Annotated in this window: 25 protein-coding genes; 15 read left to right on the top strand and 10 right to left on the bottom strand. The window is 73.7% G+C overall.

Annotation, left to right across the window (positions count from 1 at the left end):
* Window positions 1-167 precede the first annotated feature (167 nt).
* Genes ACPA54_RS17105 through ACPA54_RS17070 form a run of 8 tightly spaced genes read left to right on the top strand, consistent with a single transcriptional unit; the run spans window position 168 to window position 8418 of the window.
* The gene (locus ACPA54_RS17105; protein WP_423530578.1) at window positions 168-530 is read left to right on the top strand and encodes an NADH-quinone oxidoreductase subunit A; all 363 of its coding nucleotides are present in this window, start codon (window positions 168-170) and stop codon (window positions 528-530) included.
* On the top strand, window positions 521-1777 hold the full coding sequence (locus ACPA54_RS17100; protein WP_423530576.1) for a hypothetical protein: 1257 nt from the start codon (window positions 521-523) through the stop codon (window positions 1775-1777). The genes ACPA54_RS17105 and ACPA54_RS17100 overlap by 10 nt, the downstream gene beginning before the upstream one ends.
* The gene (locus ACPA54_RS17095) at window positions 1770-2705 is read left to right on the top strand and encodes an NADH-quinone oxidoreductase subunit H (protein ID WP_423530574.1); all 936 of its coding nucleotides are present in this window, start codon (window positions 1770-1772) and stop codon (window positions 2703-2705) included. The genes ACPA54_RS17100 and ACPA54_RS17095 overlap by 8 nt, the downstream gene beginning before the upstream one ends.
* A gap of 26 nt (window positions 2706-2731) precedes the next feature.
* Complete coding sequence (locus ACPA54_RS17090) at window positions 2732-3298, top strand: NADH-quinone oxidoreductase subunit J (protein WP_423530572.1); 567 nt, start codon at window positions 2732-2734, stop codon at window positions 3296-3298.
* Window positions 3295-3600: an NADH-quinone oxidoreductase subunit NuoK gene (nuoK, locus tag ACPA54_RS17085; protein WP_423530570.1), complete on the top strand. Its 306-nt coding sequence runs from the start codon at window positions 3295-3297 to the stop codon at window positions 3598-3600. The genes ACPA54_RS17090 and nuoK overlap by 4 nt, the downstream gene beginning before the upstream one ends.
* Window positions 3597-5492 (top strand): NADH-quinone oxidoreductase subunit 5 family protein, encoded by a 1896-nt coding sequence (locus ACPA54_RS17080; protein ID WP_423530568.1) that lies wholly within the window; start codon window positions 3597-3599, stop codon window positions 5490-5492. Before nuoK ends, ACPA54_RS17080 begins: the two co-directional genes overlap by 4 nt.
* A 5-nt stretch (window positions 5493-5497) precedes the next feature.
* The gene (locus tag ACPA54_RS17075; RefSeq protein ID WP_423530566.1) at window positions 5498-7003 is read left to right on the top strand and encodes a complex I subunit 4 family protein; all 1506 of its coding nucleotides are present in this window, start codon (window positions 5498-5500) and stop codon (window positions 7001-7003) included.
* Complete coding sequence (locus tag ACPA54_RS17070; protein WP_423530564.1) at window positions 7000-8418, top strand: NADH-quinone oxidoreductase subunit N; 1419 nt, start codon at window positions 7000-7002, stop codon at window positions 8416-8418. The genes ACPA54_RS17075 and ACPA54_RS17070 overlap by 4 nt, the downstream gene beginning before the upstream one ends.
* A gap of 31 nt (window positions 8419-8449) precedes the next feature.
* On the opposite strand, the gene ACPA54_RS17065 is transcribed toward ACPA54_RS17070, so the two are convergent.
* The gene (locus tag ACPA54_RS17065) at window positions 8450-8968 is read right to left on the bottom strand and encodes a MarR family winged helix-turn-helix transcriptional regulator (RefSeq protein ID WP_423530562.1); all 519 of its coding nucleotides are present in this window, start codon (window positions 8966-8968) and stop codon (window positions 8450-8452) included.
* 205 nt (window positions 8969-9173) lie between these two features.
* Between ACPA54_RS17065 and ACPA54_RS17060 the strand changes: the two genes are divergently transcribed.
* Window positions 9174-10628 carry an MFS transporter gene (locus ACPA54_RS17060; RefSeq protein ID WP_423530560.1) on the top strand — a complete coding sequence of 485 codons (1455 nt, stop codon included), beginning with the start codon at window positions 9174-9176 and terminating at the stop codon, window positions 10626-10628.
* A gap of 98 nt (window positions 10629-10726) precedes the next feature.
* Window positions 10727-11491, top strand: a complete 765-nt coding sequence (locus ACPA54_RS17055) for a methyltransferase domain-containing protein (protein ID WP_423530558.1) — start codon at window positions 10727-10729, stop codon at window positions 11489-11491.
* Window positions 11492-11589: 98 nt separating this feature from the next.
* On the opposite strand, the gene ACPA54_RS17050 is transcribed toward ACPA54_RS17055, so the two are convergent.
* Window positions 11590-12939, bottom strand: a complete 1350-nt coding sequence (locus ACPA54_RS17050) for an NAD(P)/FAD-dependent oxidoreductase (protein ID WP_423530556.1) — start codon at window positions 12937-12939, stop codon at window positions 11590-11592.
* A gap of 277 nt (window positions 12940-13216) precedes the next feature.
* Window positions 13217-13933: an ArsR/SmtB family transcription factor gene (locus ACPA54_RS17045; protein WP_423530554.1), complete on the bottom strand. Its 717-nt coding sequence runs from the start codon at window positions 13931-13933 to the stop codon at window positions 13217-13219.
* Window positions 13934-13998: 65 nt separating this feature from the next.
* On the opposite strand from ACPA54_RS17045, the gene ACPA54_RS17040 reads away from it, so the two are divergent.
* Both ACPA54_RS17040 and ACPA54_RS17035 read left to right on the top strand, forming a co-directional pair.
* On the top strand, window positions 13999-15105 hold the full coding sequence (locus ACPA54_RS17040) for a cytochrome P450 (RefSeq protein WP_423530552.1): 1107 nt from the start codon (window positions 13999-14001) through the stop codon (window positions 15103-15105).
* Window positions 15102-15935, top strand: coding sequence for an isocitrate lyase/PEP mutase family protein (locus ACPA54_RS17035; protein ID WP_423530549.1), 834 nt, complete (start codon window positions 15102-15104; stop codon window positions 15933-15935). The genes ACPA54_RS17040 and ACPA54_RS17035 overlap by 4 nt, the downstream gene beginning before the upstream one ends.
* A 45-nt stretch (window positions 15936-15980) precedes the next feature.
* Here the strand turns inward: ACPA54_RS17035 and ACPA54_RS17030 are convergent, their stop codons facing one another.
* Window positions 15981-16469, bottom strand: a complete 489-nt coding sequence (locus ACPA54_RS17030) for a pyridoxamine 5'-phosphate oxidase family protein (protein WP_345677681.1) — start codon at window positions 16467-16469, stop codon at window positions 15981-15983.
* A 191-nt stretch (window positions 16470-16660) separates the two neighbouring features.
* Window positions 16661-17713 (bottom strand): LysR family transcriptional regulator, encoded by a 1053-nt coding sequence (locus tag ACPA54_RS17025; protein ID WP_423530547.1) that lies wholly within the window; start codon window positions 17711-17713, stop codon window positions 16661-16663.
* Window positions 17714-17771: 58 nt separating this feature from the next.
* Here ACPA54_RS17025 and ACPA54_RS17020 point away from each other — a divergent pair, with 58 nt between their 5' ends.
* On the top strand, window positions 17772-18575 hold the full coding sequence (locus tag ACPA54_RS17020) for an NAD(P)-dependent oxidoreductase (RefSeq protein WP_423530545.1): 804 nt from the start codon (window positions 17772-17774) through the stop codon (window positions 18573-18575).
* 91 nt (window positions 18576-18666) lie between these two features.
* Here the strand turns inward: ACPA54_RS17020 and ACPA54_RS17015 are convergent, their stop codons facing one another.
* The 5 genes from ACPA54_RS17015 to ACPA54_RS16995 form a co-directional block, all read right to left on the bottom strand.
* Window positions 18667-19161 carry an NUDIX hydrolase gene (locus ACPA54_RS17015; protein WP_423530543.1) on the bottom strand — a complete coding sequence of 165 codons (495 nt, stop codon included), beginning with the start codon at window positions 19159-19161 and terminating at the stop codon, window positions 18667-18669.
* Window positions 19067-19558 (bottom strand): FtsX-like permease family protein, encoded by a 492-nt coding sequence (locus ACPA54_RS17010; protein WP_423530542.1) that lies wholly within the window; start codon window positions 19556-19558, stop codon window positions 19067-19069. Before ACPA54_RS17010 ends, ACPA54_RS17015 begins: the two co-directional genes overlap by 95 nt.
* Before the next feature lie 197 nt (window positions 19559-19755).
* On the bottom strand, window positions 19756-20301 hold the full coding sequence (locus ACPA54_RS17005) for a MarR family winged helix-turn-helix transcriptional regulator (protein ID WP_423530540.1): 546 nt from the start codon (window positions 20299-20301) through the stop codon (window positions 19756-19758).
* Between the two features lie 162 nt (window positions 20302-20463).
* Window positions 20464-20748: a hypothetical protein gene (locus tag ACPA54_RS17000; protein ID WP_423530538.1), complete on the bottom strand. Its 285-nt coding sequence runs from the start codon at window positions 20746-20748 to the stop codon at window positions 20464-20466.
* 124 nt (window positions 20749-20872) lie between these two features.
* The gene (locus tag ACPA54_RS16995; protein WP_423530536.1) at window positions 20873-21301 is read right to left on the bottom strand and encodes an SRPBCC family protein; all 429 of its coding nucleotides are present in this window, start codon (window positions 21299-21301) and stop codon (window positions 20873-20875) included.
* A gap of 92 nt (window positions 21302-21393) precedes the next feature.
* Here ACPA54_RS16995 and ACPA54_RS16990 point away from each other — a divergent pair, with 92 nt between their 5' ends.
* Both ACPA54_RS16990 and ACPA54_RS16985 read left to right on the top strand, forming a co-directional pair.
* Window positions 21394-22413, top strand: a complete 1020-nt coding sequence (locus tag ACPA54_RS16990) for a helix-turn-helix transcriptional regulator (protein ID WP_423530534.1) — start codon at window positions 21394-21396, stop codon at window positions 22411-22413.
* A 189-nt stretch (window positions 22414-22602) separates the two neighbouring features.
* Window positions 22603-23625, top strand: coding sequence for a lactonase family protein (locus ACPA54_RS16985; RefSeq protein ID WP_423530532.1), 1023 nt, complete (start codon window positions 22603-22605; stop codon window positions 23623-23625).
* The last annotated feature ends 16 nt before the right edge of the window (window positions 23626-23641 follow it).

The following is a 23641-nucleotide window of genomic DNA, read 5'->3' as shown; positions in this document are numbered from 1 at the left end:
GAAATCGCGGGGCCCGCGACCCGGGACGTGGCGGCCATGGCCATGAGCGCGGTGAAGGCCGCGCCGGCGGAACGCAGGCGTGGTCCCGGTCGGCCACGGCGTCATTCCTTGGTAGGCCCGTCTGCCGGTGACCGCGTGTCACCCCGGGCGTTCCGGATAAAACGGGCATGATGGCCGCCGTGAGTGTCTGGGAGCCGACCCTGGTGCTGCTCGGCGTTGCCGTTGCCGGGGTCGCCGCGGTCTACGGGATGAACACGCTGCTGAGCGCGCAGCGGTCGCCGCTGGCATCCCCGGCGTTCTCCGGCGGCGTACCGCCGCGCGAGCACGCGCTGTCCCGCTTCCATGTGCGCTGGTACGCGGTAACCATGATCTTCCTGGCCTTCGACATGGAGATGCTCTTCATGTACCCGTGGGTCAGGACGGTCCGCGAGGTGGGGACGCCGGCGGTCGTCGAGATGTTCCTCTTCCTGGGCATCCTGTTCGCCGCGGTCGTCTACGCGTGGCGGGAAGGCGCCCTGCGGTGGGCCTGAGCGCACGGCTTCGCGCGGCGGCGCGGCATCCGGCCGTCCTGCCGGTGACGCTCCCCGGCGCGACCCGGCAGCGCCTCGCATTGGAAGCGGAACTCGGAGGGCACGGACCGGGGTTCGCGGACAGCCCGGCGGCGGCGTCGGCCCTGGTGGTCTGCGGAGTGCCGGGTGCGGGGCACCACGACGTCCTCGCCGCGGTGTGGGCGGCGGTGCCCGGGCCCAAGGCGTACGCGGTGGTCCCGCATGCGACGAGGGTCGGCGACGCGTTGGCGGACGTCCGCCGGGACTTGGCGGCGGGCGGGGACGGGCCGGGGCCTGTGGGCGTCGCGAAGCACGGCCACGCCGGGCACGAACACGGCCACGCGGAACACGGCCACGCCGAACACGGCCATGCCGAGCACGCTCAGAAACATGGCCAAGAACACGGCCAAGAACACGGCCAAGAACACAGCCACGGCCACCATCACGGCGGTCTCGTCGCCGGGCTCCCGATGGCCGACCGTGCCGACGACCGCGACGGGCTGCGGCTGGACCGCCTGCACCTGACGCTCGGTCCGGCGCTGCCGGACTGGCCCACGGCACTGCTGGTCGACGTCGCGCTGCAAGGCGATGTGATCCAGCAAACCGCCGTGCGCTGGTGGGCCTCCGAGCCGCCGACCGACCTGCCGTTCTGGACCGAGCCGTGGCTGCAGGCCGCGCACGGCCTGCCCGTCCCAACAGGCGCCGCCGCGCGCCGGTCCTGCGCGGCGCGCCTGGACAGCCTCGCCCGGCTGCTCTCGGTCGCGGGCTGGCCGCAACCGGCCGGCCGCGCCCGGCGCTTGCGGGACGCGCTGCTCGGCGGCGCCGTGGCGGTGACGGTCGCTGCCGAGTTGCACCGGCTCGTGCGTTCCGTCCGCCGCTCGGCGGCGCTGCGCCATCTCACCACCGGGATCGGCGAACTGCCCTCCCCCCGAGCCGAATCGGCCGGGCTCACGGGGGCCGCGGCGGCCGGTGACGTGCACCGGCGCGTGCTGGCGTGGCTGGACGCGATCGAGGCCGACGCGGCGCGTCTCGACGACCGGAACCCGTTGCCCCCCGACGCCGCGGACGGGCCGCGCGGCCGTCTCGACGGACGCCCGCCGTCGCAGGCCCTGCTGGACGTCCTCCCCGACGTGCTGGTCGGCGCCGAGTTCGCGTGTGCCCGGCTGATCGTCGCGAGTCTCGATCCGGACGTGGACGAGGTGCTCGGCACGGCGGCGGCCCATGGCTGACACGGCACCGCTCGGGGCGGTCCTCGCCGTGCCGTTCGCCCTGACCGTTCTCGCGACCGCGGCCGCGGGCTTCGACGCCGTGCTGTCCGCGCGGGCCGAACGCGGCAGCGGGGGAGGGGCGTTGCGCGAGGCCGCGGCGCCGGTGCGGGAAAGCGTGCGGCTGCTCGGGCAGCAGCGGCGCCGGACGAACGCCGCGGATCCGCTCCTGGGCCGCCTCGGCATCGCCCTGGTGCCGGTCGCCGCGGTACTCGCGGCGGCGGTGCTGCCGTGGGGGTGGGGTGCGGCGACGGACCCGGCGGTAGGCGTGGTCTGGTTCAACGCCATGGAGGCGCTCGCCTGGGCGGCGGTGTGGCTCGCCGGATGGGGGCCGAACTCGGCGCTGTCGCTGATCGGCGGATACCGCTTCCTGGCCCAGGGGTTGGCGTACGAGCTGCCGCACATGTTCGCCCTGACCACCGCGGCGCTCGGCGCGGAATCCCTCGGCGTCGGCGACGTGGTCCGTGCGCAGCAGGGGTTGTGGTTCGTCGTGTGGATGCCGGTGGCGTTCGCCGTCTACCTGCTCAGTGCGATGGCGATGGCGTTCTGGGGCCCGTTCGGCCAGCCGTTGGGGCGCGACCTTGCGGGCGGCGCGGTGCTGGAGTACAGCGGCGCCGACCGGCTGCTGCTGGCGGGTGGGCGGTGGCTGCTGTTCGCGGTGACCGCCGGGTTCAGCGTGCCGTTGTTCCTCGGCGGCGGCAACGGGCCGCTCCTCCCGCCGTGGCTGTGGACGCTGCTGAAGACGGCCGCGGTGCTGGGGCTCCTGGTAGCCGGACGCCGCCTGGTTCCGGCGGTGCGTATGGAGCGCTACATGGAGGTGGCCTGGATGGTGCTGGTCCCGCTGACGCTGCTGCAGGCGCTGGCCGTCGCCGTGGTCGTGCGGAACCGGTAGGGGAGCGGAAGGGAGCGAGACGAGAGATGCTCGGCGACACCGTGTTCTGGGTGCTGGCCGTGGCGGCGGTGGCGAGCGGGGTCATGGTGTTCCGCTTCGACTCGATGCCGCGGGCGACGTACGCGCTGCTGTTGTCCCTGCTGTGCGTCGGCGGGCTGGTGATCCAGCTCGGCCTGGACTACCTCGGCGTGGTCGTCATCCTCATGATGACCATCGAGATGGCCATCATGGCGGTGTTCATGGTCATGTTCATGATGAACCCGGCCGGCCTCATGCCGATGTCCATGGTGCACAACGCCAAGGGCGCCGCGGCCGTGTGCGCCGGCGTGTTCGCCGCGCTGGCCGTCGGCATCCTGCTGGCGCCGTGGCCCGGGCGCGCCGGGACGATGCCGGACGCAGACCCCACCAAGGCCCTCGGACTGGCCCTGATGGGGCCGCAGATGCTGACCATGATGACGCTGGGCGTCACGCTGTTCGCGACCATCGTGTCCACGGTCGTGCTGGCCACCCGCCGCGGCCGGTACGACCGGTTCGGCGACGATCTGCGGAGCAGGCCCGCCGACGACCCGGTCCGCGGAGGCGTCGGCCGGTGAACCTCGACCTGTTCCTCCTGGTCGCCGCCGCCCTGTTCAGCGTGGGGTTGTTCGGGGCGCTCACCCAGCAGTCGATCGTCATGCTGATGATGGGCCTGGAGTTGATGATCGGCGGCGTGATCCTGGCCGCCGCGGCGATCTGGCACTACATCGCGCCCGCCTCCTCCGACGGGCAGGTCCTGATCGTGCTCGCGGTGACCGTGATGGCGGTCGAGATGGCCGTCGGGTTCGCCGTCGTCACCGCGCTGTTCCGGCACCGCGAGGTCGACATGACCGACGAGGCCGCGGAGTTGCGCGGGTGACCGTGCTGCTGTGGGCGCTGGTCGCGGTCCCGCTGACCGCCGGTGCGCTGCTGGCCGGGGCCGGACGCCGCGGCGACCGGTTCGCGCCGGTCGCGGCGACGGCGGTCGCGGCCGTGGACACCGTCCTCGCGGTCGTCGCGGCCTTCCGGCACCCGCACACGGCCGTGCCGTTCCTGGAGGGCGCGCCGTTCGGCTTGGCCGTGGACGGGCTGTCCGGACTCCTGGTGGTGACCGTTGCCGCGGTGACGACAGCCGTCCTGCTGTTCGCCGTCGGCGACATCGGCCCCGACGAAGCCCGCTCCCGCTTCTTCGGGCTCATGCTGCTGTTCAGCGGCGCGATGCTCGTGACCGTCACCGCGACCACGCTGCCTGCGCTGCTCATGGGCTGGGAGGTCATGGGCGCCACCTCGTGGGCCCTCATCGGGTATTGGTGGCGCGAACCCGTGCGTATGCGTGCCGCCTACACCGCCTTGATCACCACACGTGCGGCCGACCTCGGCCTCTACCTCGCCTTCGGCGCGGCCGTCGCAGCCGGGGGAGGGACGGCACTCGACGGGCTCGCCGACGCGCCGAGCCGGTGGCTGCACGTCGCGGCGGGCGGCGTGATCGCGGCCGCGCTCGGCAAGTCGGCGCAACTCCCGTTCAGCTTCTGGCTGTCGAAGGCCATGCAGGGTCCGAGCCCGGTGTCCGCACTGCTGCACTCCGCGACCATGGTGGTGGCCGGCGCCTATCTGCTCATCCGGGTGCAGCCGCTGCTCGGCGCGACGGGATGGGCGGACGACGCGGTGGCGTGGACCGGCGTCGCGACCGCCGTCCTGCTCGGCCTGGTCGCGGTGGCGCAGACCGAACTGAAGCAGCTGCTGGCGGCGTCGAGTTGCGCGCAGATCGGCTTCATGGTGCTGGCGGCGGGCGTCGGCTCCACCACCGGCGGCACCCTGCAGCTCATCGCGCACGCCGCCGCCAAAAGTCTCGCCTTCCTCGCGGCGGGGCTCTGGCTCACCACGCTCGGCACCCAGAACCTCGCCCGGCTGCGCGGCGCGGCCCGGCGGCAATACGCGGCCGGCGCTGCGTTCACCGTGGCGGCATTGTCGTTGGCGGGCGTTCCTCCGCTGTCGCTGTGGGTCGCGAAAGACACCGTGCTGACGGCCGCGCTTGAGAAGGAACCGGCGCTGTACGCGGCAGGGTTGGCGGCGGCTGTGGTGTCGGCGGTCTATGCCGTCAAGGCGCTCTGGTACGTGTGGCAGCCCGCGCCCCGAGAGTCCGCGCCCCGAGAGCCTGCGCCCCAGGAGCCTGTGTCTCAGGAGTCTGCGTCTCAGGAGAGCGTCCGCCTGCCGCTCGCGGTCGCCGTGCCGTTCACCGTCCTGGCCGTCGCATGCGCCGCTTTGTCCGCCGTCGCGCTGCGGCCGGTCCACGCCGCGTTCGCCCGCACGCTGGACGCCGTCGGCGAACCCGCCGCGGCGGGCTGGGAGTACGCGCTCAGCGGGGCCCTGGCGGTGGCCACCTCCGGAGCGGTCTGGGTCTGGGCCGACCGGCACCGCCGCGCGCGGGCGGCGTCTCCGGCCGTCCTGCGCGACTGGCTCGGCCTCGAAGCCGCCGCGCACGCCGTCGTGGTCGCGCCCGTCCGGGGCATGGCGGCCCTGGCGGCCCGCTTCGACGACCGGGTCCTCGACCGCGGGACCGAGGTGCTCGCGCGCGGCACCGCGCGGCTGGCCGATGCCGTCAACCGCAGCCTGGAAACCACCATCGACGGATCCGTCGGCGGCATCGCCGCGGCATGCCGGGCGCTGGGGCGGCTCGCCCGGCGGCCGCAGACCGGACAGCTCCACCAGTACCTCGCCCAGGCCGTCGCGGCGTTCGCGCTGCTCGCCGTCGTCTTCGTTCTCGTGAGGTGACCGCGGTGCTCACCGCCCTCGTCTTCCTGCCCGCCGTCGTCGCGGCCGTCCTGGTGTGCCTGCCCGCCCGCACCCCGCGGTGGGTCGTCACGGCCGTGTGGGCGGGCACGGCCGCCGCGGTCCTGGTCCTCACCTGCATCATGTGGGGCCACTACGCCGACGACGGCGGCCTCCAGTACGAGACACAGGCCCGCTGGATCCCCAGCGTCGGCATCAGCTACCACGTCGGCGTCGACGGGCTGTCGCTGCCGCTGATCGCGGTGACCGCCGTCCTGTTCCTCGCCTGCGCCGTCTTCGCCGCACGCCGTAACCACCGCCTCCGCGACTTCGCCGCCCTGTTCCTGTTCCTGGAGACCACCTGCCTGGGCTTGTTTGCGGCGCTCGACCTCATCGTCTTCTTCGTCTTCTTCGACCTGTCGATCGTCGCGATGTACTTCGTCATCGGGGGCTGGGGCCACGCCGACGCGGCCCGCGCGGCCCTGAAGTTCTTCCTCTACACGTTCATCGGATCGCTGGCGCTGCTGCTCGGCTTCATCGGCCTGTATCTGGCCGCGGAGCCGCACACGTTCGACATGGTCGAACTGACCCGGCAGGACCCGTTGGCCGGGCGCACCGCCTACGGGGCGCTCGTCCTGCTCGCCGTCGCCGTCGGCCTGGCCGTCAAGACGCCCACCGTCCCCTTCCACACCTGGCTGCCGCCCGCCCACACCGAAGCACCCGCGGAAGGATCGGCGATCCTCGCCGGGGTGCTGCTGAAGATGGGCACCTACGGATTCCTGCGCATCGCCCTGCCGATGCTGCCGCAGGCATGGCGGTCGTACGGCCTGGTCTTCGTCGTCGTCGGCGTGGTCTCCGTGCTCTACGGCGCCCTCGTCGCGCTCGCCCAGACGAACTTCAAGCGCATGGTCGCCTACACGTCGGTCAACCACATGGGCTACATCCTCCTCGCGATCGGCGCAGCCGCCGTCACCACCGCCGACACCCGGGCCGCGCGGCAACTGGCCGTCACCGGGGCCACGTACCAAATGGTGAGCCACGCGCTGCTCACCGGCGCCTTGTTCCTGCTCGCGGGCGTGCTCCACGAGCGCGGCCACACGTACACGATGACCGCGTACTCCGGGATCGCCTCCCGGGCACCGCTGTTCGCGGCGCTGACCGGACTGTCCGTGTTCGGGTCCCTCGGCCTCCCCGGATTCTCCGGCTTCATCGCCGAGTTGCAGATCCTCGCCGGCAGCCTCGACCCGAGGCCGCTCGCCGCGGGCTTGGCCGTGCTCGGAATCCTGCTCACGGCGGCCCTGCTCGTGCGCGCCCTGCAGGGCATGTTCCTCGGCCCGCTGCGCCTCCCCGGCGGCCCCGGCGCCGCGCCCGCGTTCCCGGACCTGCACCGCCACGAAGCCGCGGCCATCGTGCCGTTGCTCGTGCTCGCGGTCGTCCTGGGCCTCGCCCCCCGCTTCGTGCTCGACGTCGTCGAGCCCGCGTCGCACGGCGTGCTGGAGCTGCTCGCGCGATGACGGGAATGAACGAGAACCCGGCCGAGCTGCTGCCCGAGATCTGCCTCGGTGCCTCGGCCCTCGTCGGGCTCCTCCTCGGCGCCTGGCTGCCCCGCCGCCGCCAATGGCCGGGCGCCGCGCTGGCGGTGATCGCCTGCACGGCCGGGCTGGCCGCCGCCGGGGTCGCGGCCGCGGACACCCCGTCGACGGTCTTCGGCGGCGGCTACGCGGTCGACGCCGTGTCGTCGACCGTCCGCATCGTCGTCCTCGGCGGCACCCTCGCCGTCGTCCTGCTGGGACGACCGTGGTTCCGCGCCGACCACCGCGAGACCGAGTTCTACGTGCTCGTCCAACTCGCCGCGCTGGGCGCCCTCATGCTCGGCGGGGCACACGACCTGCTGCTGCTCGCCGCCGCCTACCTGCTGGCGAGCGTCCCGGTCTACACCCTGGTCGGCTTCCGCAAGGACCGGCCCGGCACCGAAGCCGCACTCAAGTACTACGTGGTCGGCGCGGCCCTCGGCATCTTCTTGCTCACCGGCATCACCGTCCTGCTCGCGGCAGCGCGCGGCACCGCCTACCCGGCGCTGGCCGCGGCGTTCCCGACCGCGCCGGAAGGGCTCGTCGCGGCCGGTGCCGTGGGCGTGTTCGCCGGTCTGACGTTCAAAGCCGGCGCCGTCCCCGCGCACTTCTGGGTCCCGGACGCGGTGCAAGGCAGCACGCCGCCGGTGGCCGCACTGATCACGACGCTGCCCAAGATCGGCGCGCTCGCCGCCTTCTACCGGTTCGCCGCCGAGCCGCTCGTCCCGTCGACCGTCCCGTGGCCCGAACTGGTCGCCGCGCTGTCCGTCGCGGCGATGAGCCTGGGGAACCTGGCGGCGTTCTTCCAGACGGACGCCAAACGGCTGCTCGCGTACTCCAGCATCAGCCAAGTCGGCTACCTGCTCATGCCGATCGCGGTCGCCGGCCGGGCCGACAACGCGCAAGAGGCGCTGCTGTACTACCTGGCGGCGTACGCCGTCACCAACCTCGGCGCCTTCGCCGTCGTCTGCGCCCTGCCGCAGGCCCGCACCCTCGACGACTACCGCGGCCTCCTCCGCCGGCGCCCCGCGCTCGCGCTCAGCCTGGTCGTCTGCCTGCTGGGCCTCGTCGGCACGCCCCCGACGGCGGTGTTCCTGGGCAAACTCGGCATCTTCACCGCCGCCGTCGACGGCGGCTTCGCCTGGCTCGCCGTGGTCGCCGCGGTGAACACGGCGGCCTCGCTGTTCTACTACCTGCGATGGATCCGCCCGGCGGTCTCCGGCCGACCCGGCCCGGTGACCGCGGCGGTCGACCGGTCCGCCGCGGTGCTCGCCTACGTCCTCGCGACGGCATCGGTCGCCTTGGGGGTCGTCGGCGAACCCGTCCTCGACGCGCTCGGCGGTGCGCTGGGGCGATGACCGGCAGCACGGCCGCGTGGCCGAGGCACGATCAGTCCGCGTCGTCGCCCGCCTTCGCGTCGCCCACCCGCGGCCAGGGCCGCCCCACCAGGTCCTCCACCCGCCGGTTGAACCGCAGCAGGTAGTCGGCGAACCGTGCGACGTCCTCGGCGCTCCAGTCCTCCAGGACCTTCTCCAAGCCGTTGACGGTCGCCGAGCGTTCGTGGTCCAGCCGCCGTTCGCCCTCCGCCGTCAGCCGGAACTTGCGTGCGATCCCGCCCTCGTCGTCGGGGATGCGCTCCAGCAGCCCGTCGCGCTGCAGCGCCGCGGTCTTCCGGTTCAGGGTCGACACGTCCAGCCCGAACGCCTCGCTGAGCAGGCGCAGCGACATCGGCCCCTGGATGCGGAGCCGGCTCAGCAGCACGTACGAACTGCTGTCCAGGAAGCCCTCGTCGCCCTTGGCACGCGCGGTCATGATGAAGTGCCGCCCGAGCAGCATCGTCTCGTATTCGACCAGCTGCGTCGGCTTCTCCGTGTCCACGTCCGTATCCATGTCCGTGTCCATGTCCATGTGCGTCCCTTTGCCTCCCCTTGCACCCTACGCGTGTTGTGCAGTTCACATGAGGTGTGTGTGCTGCACATGATATGTGTAATGCATGACATGTGCATGATGCACATCATGTGCATCCCGCACATGCCGCTTGGCTCGAAGGCCGCGCACGGCCGCGAAGGGCCGCGGGGGACCGCAACCCCCTCGAAAGACACGGGAGAACAGCGTGGACAGCTCCACCCCGGCCGTCCGCAGCAGCGGCGTGGTCGGCGTGCTCGCGTTCGCCGGCATCATCGCGTCGCTGATGCAGAGCATCGTCGTGCCGCTCATCGGCGAACTTCCGCACATCCTCGGCACTACATCCGCCAACTCCGCGTGGATCGTCACGGTCACGCTGCTGACCGCCTCCGTCGTCACCCCGGTCAGCGGCCGGCTCGGCGACATGTACGGCAAGCGCCGCATGCTGCTGGTCTGCACCGTCCCGCTCATCGTCGGCTCGATCGTGTGTGCGCTCGCCACCTCGCTCGTGCCGATGATCATCGGCCGCGCGCTGCAAGGCATGGGCACCGGCATCGTGTCGCTCGGCATCAGCGCACTGCGCGACGTCCTGCCGCCCGAACGCCTCGGCTCCGGCATCGCGCTCATCAGTTCCTCGATGGGCATCGGCGGCGCCCTCGGCATGCCGGTCGCCGCGCTGGTCGTGGAGAACTCCAACTGGCGCGCGCTGTTCTGGAGCGCCGCCGGACTCAGCGCCCTCGCCGCCGTCCTCATCTGGTTCTACGTCCCCGCCACCCCGAAAGCCGCGGCCAAACCCGGCCGCTTCGACTTCGCCGGCGCGATCGGCCTCGGCCTGGCCCTGATCTGCCTGCTCCTGGCCGTGTCGAAGGGGGCCGACTGGGGCTGGGGAAGCGCCACCACGCTCGGCCTGTTCGCCGCCGCCGTCGTCCTGCTCCCGGTCTGGGGCTGGTGGGAACTGCGCGCCACCGCCCCCCTGGTCGACCTGCGGGTGACCGCCCGGCCGACCGTCCTGCTCACCAACGCCGCCTCGATCGTGCTCGGCCTCGCCATGTACGCGCAGGCGCTGATCCTTCCGCAGCTTCTCCAACTGCCGAAGGCGACCGGCTACGGCCTCGGCCAGTCCATGATCGCCATGGGCCTGTGGATGGCCCCGTCCGGCCTGATGATGATGCTGGTGTCGCCGCTCGGCGCGAAGCTGTCCGCCGCACGCGGCCCCAAGGTCACGCTGGTCTGCGGCTCGCTCGTCATGGGCCTCGGCTACGGCTCCTCACTGCTGCTGCTCGGCACCGCGTGGGGCGTCATGCTCGTCGGCGCCATCTGCATGGTCGGCCTCGCGCTCGCCTACGGCGCCATGCCCGCGCTCATCATGGGCGCCGTCCCGCCGTCCGAAACCGGGTCGGCGACCAGCTTCAACACGCTGATGCGCGCCGTCGGCACGTCCGTCTCCGCGGCCATCGTCGGCGTCGTCCTCTCCCACATGACCACCGACTTCGGCGGACGCGCGCTGCCGTCCGAGAGCGGCTTCCACGTCGGCCTCCTCATCGGCTGCGCGCTCGCCTTCGCCGCTGCCGCGATCGCCGCGTGCATCCCGGTGCAGCACCGCCGCACGGAAGCCCCCAAGGCGACCCCCGCCGGAACGCCCGCCGCAGCCCGCGTCTCCTGACCGCGACGCCACCCCGGAAATCACGTCGCGCCCGCGACCGCCACGGAATCCTCGAAATTACGTCGCGACCGGGGACGCACGGCTGAAACCATGCCCCCATGGCACAAAACACCTTCGAAGCCCTCGTCGCCGAAGCCGAGGCCGCGCCCGTCGAAGGCTGGGACTTCTCCTGGCTCGACGGGCGCGCCACCGAGCAGCGGCCGTCGTGGGGCTACCAGCGGCTCATGGGCGAACGCCTGGCGCATGCCCACGCCGCGCTCGACATCCAGACCGGCGGCGGCGAAGTCCTCGCCGGCGTCCCGAAACTGCCGCCCCTGACCGTCGCCACCGAGTCGTGGCCGCCCAACGTCGCCAAGGCCACCCGGCTGCTCCACCCCCTCGGTGCGGCCGTCGTCCACGACCCGGACGAGCCGCCGCTGCCCTTCGCGGCCGACGCCTTCGACCTGGTGGTCAGCCGCCACCCGGTCACCGTGTGGTGGGACGAGATCGCCCGCGTCCTCACCCCCGGCGGCACCTATCTGTCGCAACAGGTCGGGCCCGCCAGCGTGTTCGAACTCGTCGAGTTCTTCCTCGGCCCGCAGCCCGAGGACGTGCGCCGCAAACGGCACCCCGACGACGCCCGCCACGACGCGGAAGCCGCCGGTCTGGAGGTCGTCGACCTGCGCGCCGAATCGCTGCGCACCGAGTTCCTCGACATCGGCGCGGTGGTCTACTTCCTCCGCAAGGTCATCTGGATGGTGCCGGGCTTCACCGTGGACGCCTACCGCGACCGCCTCCGCGACCTGCACGACCGCATCACCGCGGAAGGCCCGTTCGTCGCCCACACGACACGGTTCCTCATCGAGGCCCGCAAGCCGCGCTGACCCGCCGGCCACCACGCCTGGCCACCACGCCCCGGCCACCCGGTCGCCGACCGGCGCCCCGCGGCCGGCAGCTCGCGTCGTCGGCCGGCGCCTCGTCGTCAGCCGCCGTTGCCGACCCGCTCCTCGATGCGCTCCCGGCTCAGATAGGCGTCCGTGTACTCGAAGTCCTGGAGCCGCGCCGGGCGGCCGGTCTGGAAGCCGGTGCGCACGAAGTCGTCGCCCGCGGCGGCGTTCAGCGCCCAGTTGACCATCACCCGGGTCCGCGCGGTCATGGTCGGCAGCGCCATCACGTGGTAGCCGCGGGCGACCGCCTGCGCGGGGAGTCCGTGCAGTTCGACGCCGAGCGGCTTCGACACCGCGTCCTTGCCGCCCAGGTCGACGACGAGCCCCAGGTCCTTGTGGAAGTACGGCCGCATGACGTCGCCGCGGATCCGGGCGGCCACGTTGTCGCCGAGCGTCTTGCCCTGCCGCTGGGCGTGCTGCGCGGTCGGCGGCGTGATCGCGTCCCCGCCCTTCGCCAGGTCGGGGATCGCCGCCGCGTCGCCCGCCGCGAACACGTCGGCCAGCCCCGGCACCGTCAGGTCCGGCGCGACCACGAGCCGTCCGCGGAGCGTGTCGCACGACAGCGTGTCGACCAGCGGGCTCGCCGCGACACCGGCGGTCCAGATCAGCGTGTGCGACGGCAGCACCCGGCCGTCGGTGAGCGTCACCTGCGTCGGCTCGATCGCCTTCACCGACGTCCCCAGCGAGAACTCCACGCCGCGCTTGCGCAGCATGGCCATGGCCTTCGCACCCAGGTTCTCGCCGAGTTCGGGCAGCAGCTTGGGCGCGACGTCGACGAGGTGCCATTCGATGTTCGCCGGGTCGAGCCGCGGATAGCGGTGCGCGGCGGCGGTGGTGAGGCGCTGCAGGCAGGCCGCGGTCTCGGTGCCCGCGTAGCCGCCGCCCACGACGATGAACCGCAGCCGCGCGTCGCGTTCCACCGGGTCGCCGTTCACCGCGGCGAGGTCGAGCTGCGAGATGACGTGGTCGCGCAGGTATGCGGCCTGCGCGAGCGTCTTCATGCCCAGCGCGTGCTCGGCCAAGCCCGGAATGTCGAAGGTGCGCGTCGTGCTGCCCGCGGTCAGGACCAGGTGGTCGTACGGCACGTTCACCAGCTCGCCGGTGGTCTTGCGGACCACGCACATCTTCGCCGCGGGGTCGATGCCCACGGCGCCGCCCGGCAGGATCCGCGTCCGGCGCAGCCGCCGGCGCAGCGACACGGCCACCGACTGCGGGGTGAGCACCCCGGCGGCGACGTGCGGCAGCAGCGGCAGGTAGAGCTGGTAGTCGGTCGGGGTGACCAGGCACAGGTCGGCCTCGGCCGGTGCGAGCCTGCGTTCGAGCCGGTGCAGGCATTCGGCTCCCGCGAAGCCGCCGCCGACCACCACGATCTTGGGACGCGCCATGGACCGCACTCCTTACGCCGGGGCGTGGACGTCGTGCGCCGGAGCGCGCCACGGCGCACGACCGGCATACCGGGCAGCCTACGGAGCAAACCGCCGGTCCGCGCGCGTCAGCGAGCGAAGACAACGGCGGACACCCGCGGGACACCCACTTGGCACTCGCCGATACCCGGAGACGCCGCACCTATCCGGAGATCTTCCGGGAAATCCCACGGCGGCCGACTCCGCCTACGGCCGAACAGGTGGCCGCCGCGGCCGCGGACCGGGACGTTCGACGCCGTCACGCGGACAACAGCGCCGGATCGATCCCCAGGGACTCCCGCAGCGCCTCGACCCCGCGGGGCGTGACCTTGACCGCGCGCCGTGAACCGAAGCGTTCGCACCAGCCGGAGTCGAAGGCGTGGGTGCACAGCGCGGCACCGGCGATCCCGGACAGGTGGGCGCGGCGTTCCGTCCAGTCCAGGCAGGGGCGGGCCAGCGGGCGCCGGCCGGGGCGGGACGGGGTGAGCGGGATGCCCTGGGCGGCGAACCACGCCAGGCCGGCGTCGGTCAGCGCGAAGCCGGTGTCCTGGACGAGCAGTCCGCGCGTGGTGAGGGCGTCGGTGATGGCGATGCCGAGGCGCCCGGCGAGGTGGTCGTAGCAGGTGCGGCCGCGGGCCAGCGCGTCCGACACGCTCCGCGCCCGGAGGGTGGTCGCGGGCTGCGCCGGGGGGCCGGCGAAAGCGGCCAGGTCTTCGACGAGTTGCGCGGCGCGCGAGTCGGCGACCCGGACGTACCGGTGCCGCCCCTGGCGCTCCTCGGCGAGCAGGCCGCCCGCGACCAGGCGGCTGATGTGCTCGCTGGCGGTCGACGGGGCGACCCCCGCGTAGCGGGCGAGTTCGCCGCCGGTCCAGGCCCGCCCGTCGACCAGGGCCAGGCAGATCGCCGCCCGGGTGGGGTCCGCGAGCAGCCCGGCGACAGAGGCGAGCCGGGCGGCGGAACGGTCGGAATCGGTCACCCGTCCAGCATGCCGCAGGCACGATTCGGCGCGTGCCGAAACGTTCTAGGCCTAGCGTCGAGGTCATGACGAGCCCCGAACACGCGTCGCCGACCGCCACCGCGCCTGTCGCCGTGTGCGGCCACGCCGCGGTCGTCCGCGTCCTGGCCGATCCCCGGTACCAAGTCCCGCCCGCCGCTACCGACTTGACGGGCGCGCCGGCACGTGGAATGGCCTGGCTGCGGGCATCCGTCGCCCGCTTCGCCAACGGCGAGACCCACGCGCGGCGGCGCGCCTACGTCACCGCCCGCCTTGCCGCGCTCCAGCCCGGCGACCTCCGGGACGCGGCTCTCCGCGAAACCGCGGCGACGCTGGCGCGTACCGCTCGGTCGGCGGCCCCCCGCCGCACGACGTCGGACGCCGCGCATCCGCACGGCACGGTCGTCGTCGACGTCATGGCCGCGCTTGCCCGCCGCGTCCCCCTGCGGGTCCTCGCCGCCGCGCTGGGTGTGCCGGACGCGGACCTCGACCGCGCGGCCGCCGCGACCGCCCGGGCCGCGGCCGCGTACCACCCGACCGCCGACGAGGACACCGTCCGCCGCGCCGACCCCGCCGTCGCCGACCTCGCGGCGCGGTTCGCCGCCGCCGAACCGCACGCCGGTTCCGAGGACATCGCCAACCTGATCGGCATCCTCGTGCAGACCTGCGAGTCGACGGCCGGCCTCGTCGGCAACACCGCGGCGGCCGCCCTGCGCCTCCCGCCCGCGGCCCGCGCCATCCCCGTCGAACGGCTGGTCGCGGAAACCCTCCGGCACGACCCGCCGGTACGCGCGACGCTCCGCCGCACCACCGAACCGCTGTCCGTCGACGGAACCGAGCACCCGCGCGGCACCGCCGTCGCCCTCGACTTCGCCGCCGCGAACCGCGACCCCGCGGTGTTCCCGGCACCGCACGCCTTCGACCCGGACCGCCCCGCGGCAGCCCCCGGACACCTCGCCTTCGGCGCCGGGCTGCGGCCCTGCCCCGGATCCGCGCACGCGCTCGCGCTGGCCTGCGGCGTCCTGGAACCGCTGCTCGCCGCGGCCGAGCTCGCCGAGCCCGACGCGGCGACCGCCTACCAGGAGCCGGCCAACCCCCGCGTCCCGGCGCGTCTCGACGTCCGCATCCCGACACTCCACGGAGAGCCCCGATGACCGCCCACGACCGCTCCCTCGCCTCCCTCGCCTCCCTCGATTTCCGGGCCCTGCACCGCGGTCCACGCCCGCTGCTGCTGCCCAACGCGTGGGACCACGCGTCCGGCGCCGCGCTGGCCGCGGAAGGCTTCCCCGCGGTCGGCACCACGAGCCTCGGCGTCGCCGCGGCCGCCGGGAAGCCCGACGCACACGGCGCGACCCGCACCGAGACCCTCGCGCTCGCCCGCGGACTCGCCCGGCTGCCCGTCGCCGTCAGCGCCGACATCGAATCCGGCTTCGGCGGCGGCCCCGACGACATCGCCGCACTCGCCGCGGACCTGAACGCGGCAGGCGTGGCCGGCATCAACATCGAGGACGGCCGAGCCGACGGCACCCTCGCCGACATCGCCGCCCACGCTCGGGTGATCGCCGCGATCAAGGCCGCCGCCCCCGACCTGTTCGTGAACGCCCGCACCGACGCGTACTGGCTGGGCGGCGGCGCCGACCCGCTCACCGAAACGCTGCGCCGCTCCGAGGCCTATGCGGCGGCCGGGGCGGACGGCGTATTCGTCCCGTCGCTGCCCGACGACGCGGCGATCGCCGCCGTCGTCGCCCGGATCGAGGTCCCGCTGAACGTGCTGTTCGCGCCCGACCGGCACACCTACGCCCGGCTCGCCGACCTCGGCGTCGCCCGCATCAGCTGCGGCTCGCTGCTGTTCCGGGCCGCCCTGCACGCCACGGTCGCGGCGGCCCGCGCGATCACCGCGGAATTCCCGGAAGCGGTGGAGGAGATCGCCGCCGGGATCCCGTCCTACGCGGCCGCGGCGGCTCTCGCCGACGCGTTCGCCTGACGGGGACGGAGCCCGGCACCGCCACCGGGCTCCACCCCCGCGTGTTCAGCTGCGTTCGAGCGAACGGAGGCCGCGTCCTTCCTGCCAGACGCGGATCACCAGGCCGTCCGAAGCGGCGTTCAGGCCGGTCATGACGACCTCGGACAGGTCCGCGCGGAACAGGTACGACGCGCCCGGGTCCGGGAGTTCGCCGCCCCACGACTCGAACACCGCGAGCTTCTCGCCGAGGTCGGTGATCGCCACCGCGCGGCCGGCGAGCTTGGCGTCGCCGCGCCAGTCGGCACCCGACGCGGTGCCGGTCCCGCAGTGCAGCGCGAACCGCGGATCACGCAGGAGGTCCTTCGCCTTGACGGCGCCCGGCATGCTGCCGAACCACAGGTCGCCGTCCAGGAACTTGCACTCGGTACCGCTGATGCGCGGCGAGCCGTCCGCCCGCAGTGTCGCGACGGTCTTGTGGGTGAACGCGTCGAACGCGTGCTGCACCTCCGCCGCGAACCCCGGTTCGTCCTTGGCCACATCGGCCCAACGCGCCATTGCTTCCCCTTTGTCCTCGAGCTCCTCGGAGCTGCGCGGACGGCGCGTGCGGGCATGGTCCCCGGCAGCCGTCCACACAAGCTGTCCACGCTACGGGCCGGGACCGACAACCCCGCGAACGCGCGCCCACCGGGCCGGTGCGCGTGACCCGGGTGGACCAACCGAAGAGTTTTTCCGGTGGTGTCCCGTGCTCACGCCAGCGCGGCCAGTTCGGCGGACAGTGTCCGGGCCGCCGCGCGCAGCTGCCCGAGGAACGCCGCGGTCGCCGCCGACGGGGCCACGCCGCGGTGGGTCGCGGCATGCACCGCACGCACCGGGACCTCGTCGGCGTCCAGTGCGCAGACCGCGAGGTCCGCGCGCAGCGCGCCCGCCGCGAGGGCCGGGACCAGCGTCACGCCGAGCCCCGCGGCGACGAGGCCCTGCTTGGCGATCCAGTCGGACGCGACGAAGCCGATCCGCGGCACGAAGTCCGGGCGCAGGTAAGGCCCGAGCAGGGTCTGCTCGGGCCGCCGCCCGCCCGCGATCCACGACTCCGCGGCCAACTCGGCCAACCGCACCCGGCGCCGTCCGGCGAGCGGATGCGTGCGGGGCAGGGCCACGAGCATGACCTCGTCGAGCAGGTGGTGCAGGTCGGCATCCGGACTGTGGCCGGCGGGCCCGCTGACCACCGCGACGTCGAGTTCGTCCGCTGCGACGGCGGCGAGCAGCCGGGGCGTGAGGTCTTCGTCGAGGGTCAGACCGACCCCGGGGTGGTCCGCGAGGAAGCCCGCGATGGCGCGCGGCACCAGCGCGGCGCCCGCGGTGGCGAACGCCCCCACGCGCACCCGGCCGCGCGCCAGCCCGCGCAGCTCGGCCAGGTCGCGCCGCGCCAGGTCCACCTGGTCGAGTACGGCGCGGGCCCGGGGGAGCAGGGCGTGGCCGGCGTCGGTGAGCCGTACGCCGCGGGGGAGCCGGTCGAAGAGCGGAGATCCGACCTCGTCCTCCAGTGCGGAGATCTGCCGCGACACGGCGGACTGCGTGTAGCCGAGCCGAGCGGCGGCGGCGGTGAACGACGCGGCTTCCGCCACGGCGAGGAAGACGCGGAGCCAGGCCGTCGAGAAGTCGTGCGCCACGGGATCGGCTGCGGTGCGTGCGGTGCCGGCGTCGGCCGCGGGCTCGGCGTGGGCCCGGACGAGCGGCCCGTCGGCGGCCGGGGTGGGCCGTGCCGCGTCGGCGGTGCGCCCTGAGGCATGCGGTTCCTGCATGGCAGTCATGCTAGACATTCGCTGGTGGCATCGCTTGTGCGCGCCTAGCGTCAAGGCCATGGAACACATCGCCTTCCTGGGCCTCGGACGTATGGGCCTGCCGATGGCCCGCCGCCTTCTCGCCGCCGGTCATCCGCTGACCGTGTGGAACCGCACCGCCGCCCGCGCGGAACCCCTCGCCGCCGCGGGGGCCCGAATAGCCGCCGACCCGCACGACGCCGTCGCGGACGCGGACATCGTCGTCACCATGCTCGCCGACCCGGACGCCGTCCACGCCGTCGTCGCGGCCTTCGCGCCCGCTCTCAAGCCCGGCACCCGGGTGATCGAAATGTCCACGATCGGCCCCGCGGCGCTGCGCGCGGTCGCCGCCGAACTCCCGGACGGCGTCCACCTCGTCGACGCCCCGGTGCTGGGCAGCGTGGACCGCGCCGAGGCCGGCGAACTCCTGATCTACGCGGGCGGCGACACCGACCAGGTGACGGACGTCCTGGCCCACCTGGGCACCGTCCTGCCGTGCGGCGCGCTCGGCGACGGGGCCGCGCTCAAGCTCGTCGTGATCAACGCCGTCGTCGGCGGCGTCGCCCTGATCGGCGAAGCGCTGGCGTTGGCCGACGCCCTCGGCGTGCCCGCGGGGGCCGCGGAACGCGCGCTGGCGGCAAGCCCGTTGGCGGGCCCGTACGCCCGCGCCACCGCCACCGGCAGCGACTTCGCGGTGCGGCTGGCCGCCAAGGACGTCCGCCTTGCCGTCGACGCGGCACGCCTGCCGATCGCCGAAACCGTGCTGGCCGCGCTCACCGCGTTCCCGGACGTGGCCGACGCCGACCTTGCGCGGGTCACCGACCGGATCCGCGCCCGCGGATAGGCCCGACGGGGGCGGGCCGGTGCGCTCCGGACCGGGCCCCGCCCCGACTGGGCCCGGGCGAGCCCGAACCCCGCCGCGACCCGGTCCCGCGTCAGCAGAGCCCGGCCGTGACCGCGCCCCCGACGTGGAAATGCGCGGCCGGATGGTCGCCCACCGCGGTGGCGATGCGGTTGAGCATGTCCTCGCTCATAGGCGGCAGGGCGTCCAGCGGGAACCAGGCCGCCTCGGTGTTCTCGCCGTCCGCCGGATACGGCTCACCGCCGAGGTGGCGGCAGCGGAAGACCAGGTCCAGGTACTGCGCCTGGTCGCCGTTCGTGTAGACGGACATCTTGGTGACGTGCACGAGCGCCAGCCGCTCCGGCGCCGCGTCCACGCCCGTCTCCTCGAGGATCTCGCGGACCGCCGCGTCGGCAGGGTGCTCGCCGGGGTCGATGATGCCGGTGACGGGCGTCCACGCGCCGTTGTCGGCGCGGCGCACCAGCAGGACGCGATCACCGTCCACCACCACGGCGGTCACGCCGGAGAGCCACAGCGGATGCGTGCCCACCTTGGCGCGCAGGGCGAGGATGAAGTCCGGAGTCGACATCCGGCCAGCCTACGTGCCCGCGCCACGGCCGGGCGCGCACCCGCGCGGCGCCGAGTGGCACGTCGGCCTGGGCCCGGACGATCCGCCGCACCTGCCGCGGCGTCGCCCCGACCGCCCGCAGCAGCACCAACTCCCGCTGCTGCTGCCGTACCGCATAGCCGAGCGTCGCCGCGACCACGAACACCGCCGCGATCACCGCGATCTCCCCGAACGCCCCGCCGAGCAAAGCGAGTCCGGCCCGCCCGTCGGGCGCCGCAGGCGCAGGCGTCACGACGAGCGTCCCGAACAGCGTGACGGACGCGACGGTCAGGAACACCGCGGCGGCAAGCCCGGCGAACGTCACCGGCCGGGCACGGATCCCGGCGTACGCGAGACCGGGGATTGCTGTGGCTCTCATGCGTCCAGCGTTGCCGCTCCGCCTCGGCGTGCCGATCGGGCGGGCTCCCGGATCGGGGGTTCGGAAAACCGGCCTGCCGCGCCGGGCTCCGTGCGGCGGACGAGCGTCGTTGCGGCGTCCGCGCACGCAGCGGGTGGCTGTCGCTGCGGAGCGTTGCGAGTGTCTGCACGAGACCCGGTTCGGAGCTACTCCGCCGCCTATGCCCCGGCCTTCGGGTGGTCCGCCGGCATCGGTTCCGGCGTCAGCCCCTGGTCGATCGCCGCCTCCGCCCACGTGTCGGTGAAGCGTTCGAGCAGTTCGCTCAGCCGGGTGCGGTCTTCGGCGGACCAGTCCCGGATCGCCCAGGCGATGTCCCGCCGTCCCACCGCGTGGGCACGTTCGCACGCGGCCGCGCCCGCCTCGCTGAGGGCGAGGAGTTGGATGCGGCGGTGGGAGGGGTGCACGGTGCGGGTCAGGTAGCCGTCCTCCTCCAGCGGGGCCACCTGGCGGCTCGCGGTGGACTGGTTGACGCCGAGGTGGCGGGCCAAGTCGGTGACCGAGAGCGGGCCCGCCCGGGACAGCAGCATGAGGATGCCGATGCCGGACTCGTGGGTGTCGATCTGCGCCAGACGCCGGAGCCGGCGGCGGGACGCCGGGAGGCGGCTCATCGCGGTGACCTGGGTGATGAAGGCTTCGATGCCGGCCACCGCGGGGTCGTCGGTCGGCGCGGCGGCGGCCATCCGGTCGGTCTGCTTCCTCACCATCCGGTTAGAGATACACGGCGGTGGAACGCGAGGGCAAGAACGGCGACGGCGGTTGGCGGCATATAGCGGCATAGGGGGGCGGCGGTGGTGCGTCGTGCGCACCACTGCCGCCGCGCGAACGTCTGCCGTCCAGGTGACCGCGCCGTTCTCCGCGATCCGGGCCTACGCCAACCCGACCGGTCCCGGCGGCTCGCCGCCTTCCGGGCCCGGGCCGGAGCCCGTGCCCCCGTCCTTCGCGTGGGATTCCGCATGGGCGTCGAGCAGGCCCAGCAGCCGGGCGACCTCGTCGTGGGGCGCCCCCTGCCGTTGCTCCGCGTAGTACGCGGCGCCGAGTTGCTTGAACAAGTCGGACTGGGCGCGGTTGGCCTGGAACTCGTCGGCCTTGAGCTTCCCGGTGGCCACCGTTTCCCGGACCTTCTCCTTCGCCTGGTCGAGGAAGCCGCTCATGACGTCGCCTTTCGTCGGGACTCGCCGCGCTCCGCCACCGCGGACGGGCACGCCTCACTCGTACCCGCCGAGCCCGCCCGGCAACGTTCGGCCACCGGAAAACTCCCCTCGGCCCGCCGGCCGATTACGAAGCGTCACTGCCGGACACCGCGAGCCCCTCCTCCACGGCCGCCATGACCGCCCGCCAATGCTCGCGCTGCCGCCCCCGCTCTTCCGCGTCGGCCAGCCACTCCTGGTGGAACCGCAGCATCGTCTTCTCGCCCGCGGCGCGGATCGCCACCTGCACGGTCGTGTCGTGGTCCCACGCGGCAGGGCGGTACGTCACCCGGACCCGGTCCAGCGGCCGGTAGCTGCGCACCTCGCCTTTCGCTCCCTCGTCCGTCCGGTACGCGGCGCCCTTGCCGGGGCTCAGGTCCGCGCCCGCGCCCAGCCACAGCGCCACGCCGTCGTCGTCGGTCAGGAACTCCCACACCTGTTCCGCCGGGTACGGCAGGGTCTTCGACACCCCGATCTGGAATCCGGCGTCCTTGGTCCGGCCGACCTCGTCCGTCATGGCGCTGCTCCTTTCCACCTCGTTCCGCTTCCACCCCGATTCTGTCCCGGATACCTGACAGATCCCGTCAGGATCCGGGAGAGAATAGGAACATGCGTGCGAGCCGACTGCTGTCCGTCCTCCTCACCCTGCAGACCCGCGGCCGGGTGACCGCGCAGGAGCTGGCCGACGAGCTGGAGGTGTCGGTGCGGACGGTCTACCGCGACATCGAGTCGCTCGGCGCCGCCGGAATCCCGGTGTACGCCGAACGCGGCCCGGCGGGCGGCTACCGGCTCCTCGACGGCTTCCGGACCCGCCTGAACGGCCTCACCGCGGACGAGGCCGACTCGCTGCTCTTCGCCGGCCTGCCCGGGCCGGCCGCCGAACTCGGGCTCGGCGCGGTCGTCGCGTCCGCGCAGCTCAAGCTGATGGCCGGGCTCGCACCCGAGCTGCGCGAGCGTGCCGAACGCACCGCCGAACGCTTCCACCTCGACACCGTCGGCTGGTACCGCGAAGCCGACCGGTCGCCGCACCTGGCGGAGGTGGCCAATACGGTGTGGCGGCGGCATCGCATTCGTGTGCGGTACCGGCGGTGGGGCGGCGCGGTGTCCGAACGGCTGCTCGAACCGTATGGGCTCGTCCTCAAGGCCGGTGCGTGGTACCTCGTCGCGAAACCCGTCGACGGCGATGGGCACCGCACCTACCGGGTCGGGCGCATCGACGAACTGGATGTCGTCGAAGAGGAGTTCGAGCGCGAGGCGGAGTTCTCCCTGCCGGAGTACTGGGCGGCGTGGGCGGAACGGTTCGAGGACGAGCTGTACCGGGTGCCCGCGGTCGTGCGGCTGTCGCCGCGGGCCCGGCTCGCCGTCGCGGCGCTGTTCGGGCCGTACCGCGAGCAGGCCGTCGCCGAAACCGCGAGCGCACCCGACGCCGACGGATGGGTGCGCGCCGTCCTCCCGCTCGAATCGCTCCGCTACGGGGCCCACGAACTCCTGCAGCTCGGCGCCGAAGCCGAGGTCCTCGGCCCGTCCGAACTCCGCCGCGCGGTCGCCGCCCAGGCCCGCGCCGTCGCCGCCATGTACGAAGCCGACGCAGTCGATGCCGCCGATGAAGCCGCGGAAATCCGCGCATAAGCCGTAAACAGCCCGACACGTCCCCGCGGGCCGCCCGCACGCATGACCGCACCCGCCCGCGAGGCTTAGCCTGCATGGACTAGACCAGTGCGGATGCCGGTTGGGTCGGTTCCGGGCTGGTCGCCGCACACGTACGACACGCGGAACCGGCCCGCTCCGGAGCCCGCGAGGACAGGAGCACAGCGCACGATGGACACGACCGGCCGGCCTCTCGTCTACATCGGCAGCTACACCGCGGACACCGACGGCCGCGGCGCCGGCATCACCGTGTGCGCGTACGACCCGGAAACCGGGGAACTCACCCCGCAGGGTGAACCGGTGGCCACCCCGTCGCCGTCGTTCCTCGCCGTGCACCCGGACGGCCACACGCTCTACGCCGTCAACGAACTCGAACCGCACGGCACCCTCAGCTCGTTCGCGATCGCCATCGACGGCTCGCTCACCCCCCTCGGCACCGTGCCCACCGGCGGCAGCGCGCCGTGCCACCTGGCCGTCGACCCGACAGGGCAGTACGTCCTCACCGCGAACTACGGCGACGGCCGCGTCTCCGTTCACGCGATCGGCGGACACGGCGCGGCCGAACCCGCCGACGTGGTGATCTCCCTCGCCGGACACGGACCCGACACGGAACGCCAGACCGGCGCCCACGCCCACCAGGTCGTCTTCGACGCCGACCTGCTGCTCGTCTGCGACCTCGGCTCGGACCGCGTCTGGCGGTTCCGCTTCGCCCACGGCGCGGCCACCCCCGACACCCCGTGGGCCGTCACCCCCGGCACCGGACCGCGCCATCTCGCCCTCGCCGGCCCCGGCCGCGCCTGGGTCGTCGGCGAACTCGACCCCACCGTCCACCCCCTGCCGACCGGTACCCCCGCGGCCGTCGAGGCCGCCGACACATCGGTACGCAACTACCCGTCGGCCATCGTGGCCTCGCCCGACGGCCGTTTCGTCTACGTCGCCAACCGCGGCCCGGACACCGTCACCGTGCTCGACGTGGAAGGCGACACCATCCGCAGCATCGGCGAGTCCCCGGTCGGCGCCGCCTGGCCGCGCGACGCCGCCCTCGTCGGCGAGTTCCTCTACGTCGCCGCACAGGGCGGTGACGCCGTCACCGCGCTGCGCCGCGACCCGGTGACCGGACTCCTCGGCGAACCGGCCGTCGTGCTGAAGACCGGCAGCCCGACCTGCATCACCATCGGACCACGCCGAGGCTGAGCACCGCATACGTGCC

Origin of the sequence: Uniformispora flossi, from assembly GCF_049534875.1 — a bacterium.
Lineage (GTDB): Bacteria > Actinomycetota > Actinomycetes > Streptomycetales > Streptomycetaceae > Yinghuangia > Yinghuangia aomiensis.
The sequence above is the reverse complement of the archived record's forward strand: the minus strand, read 5'-3'. Positions and strand labels throughout refer to the sequence as shown.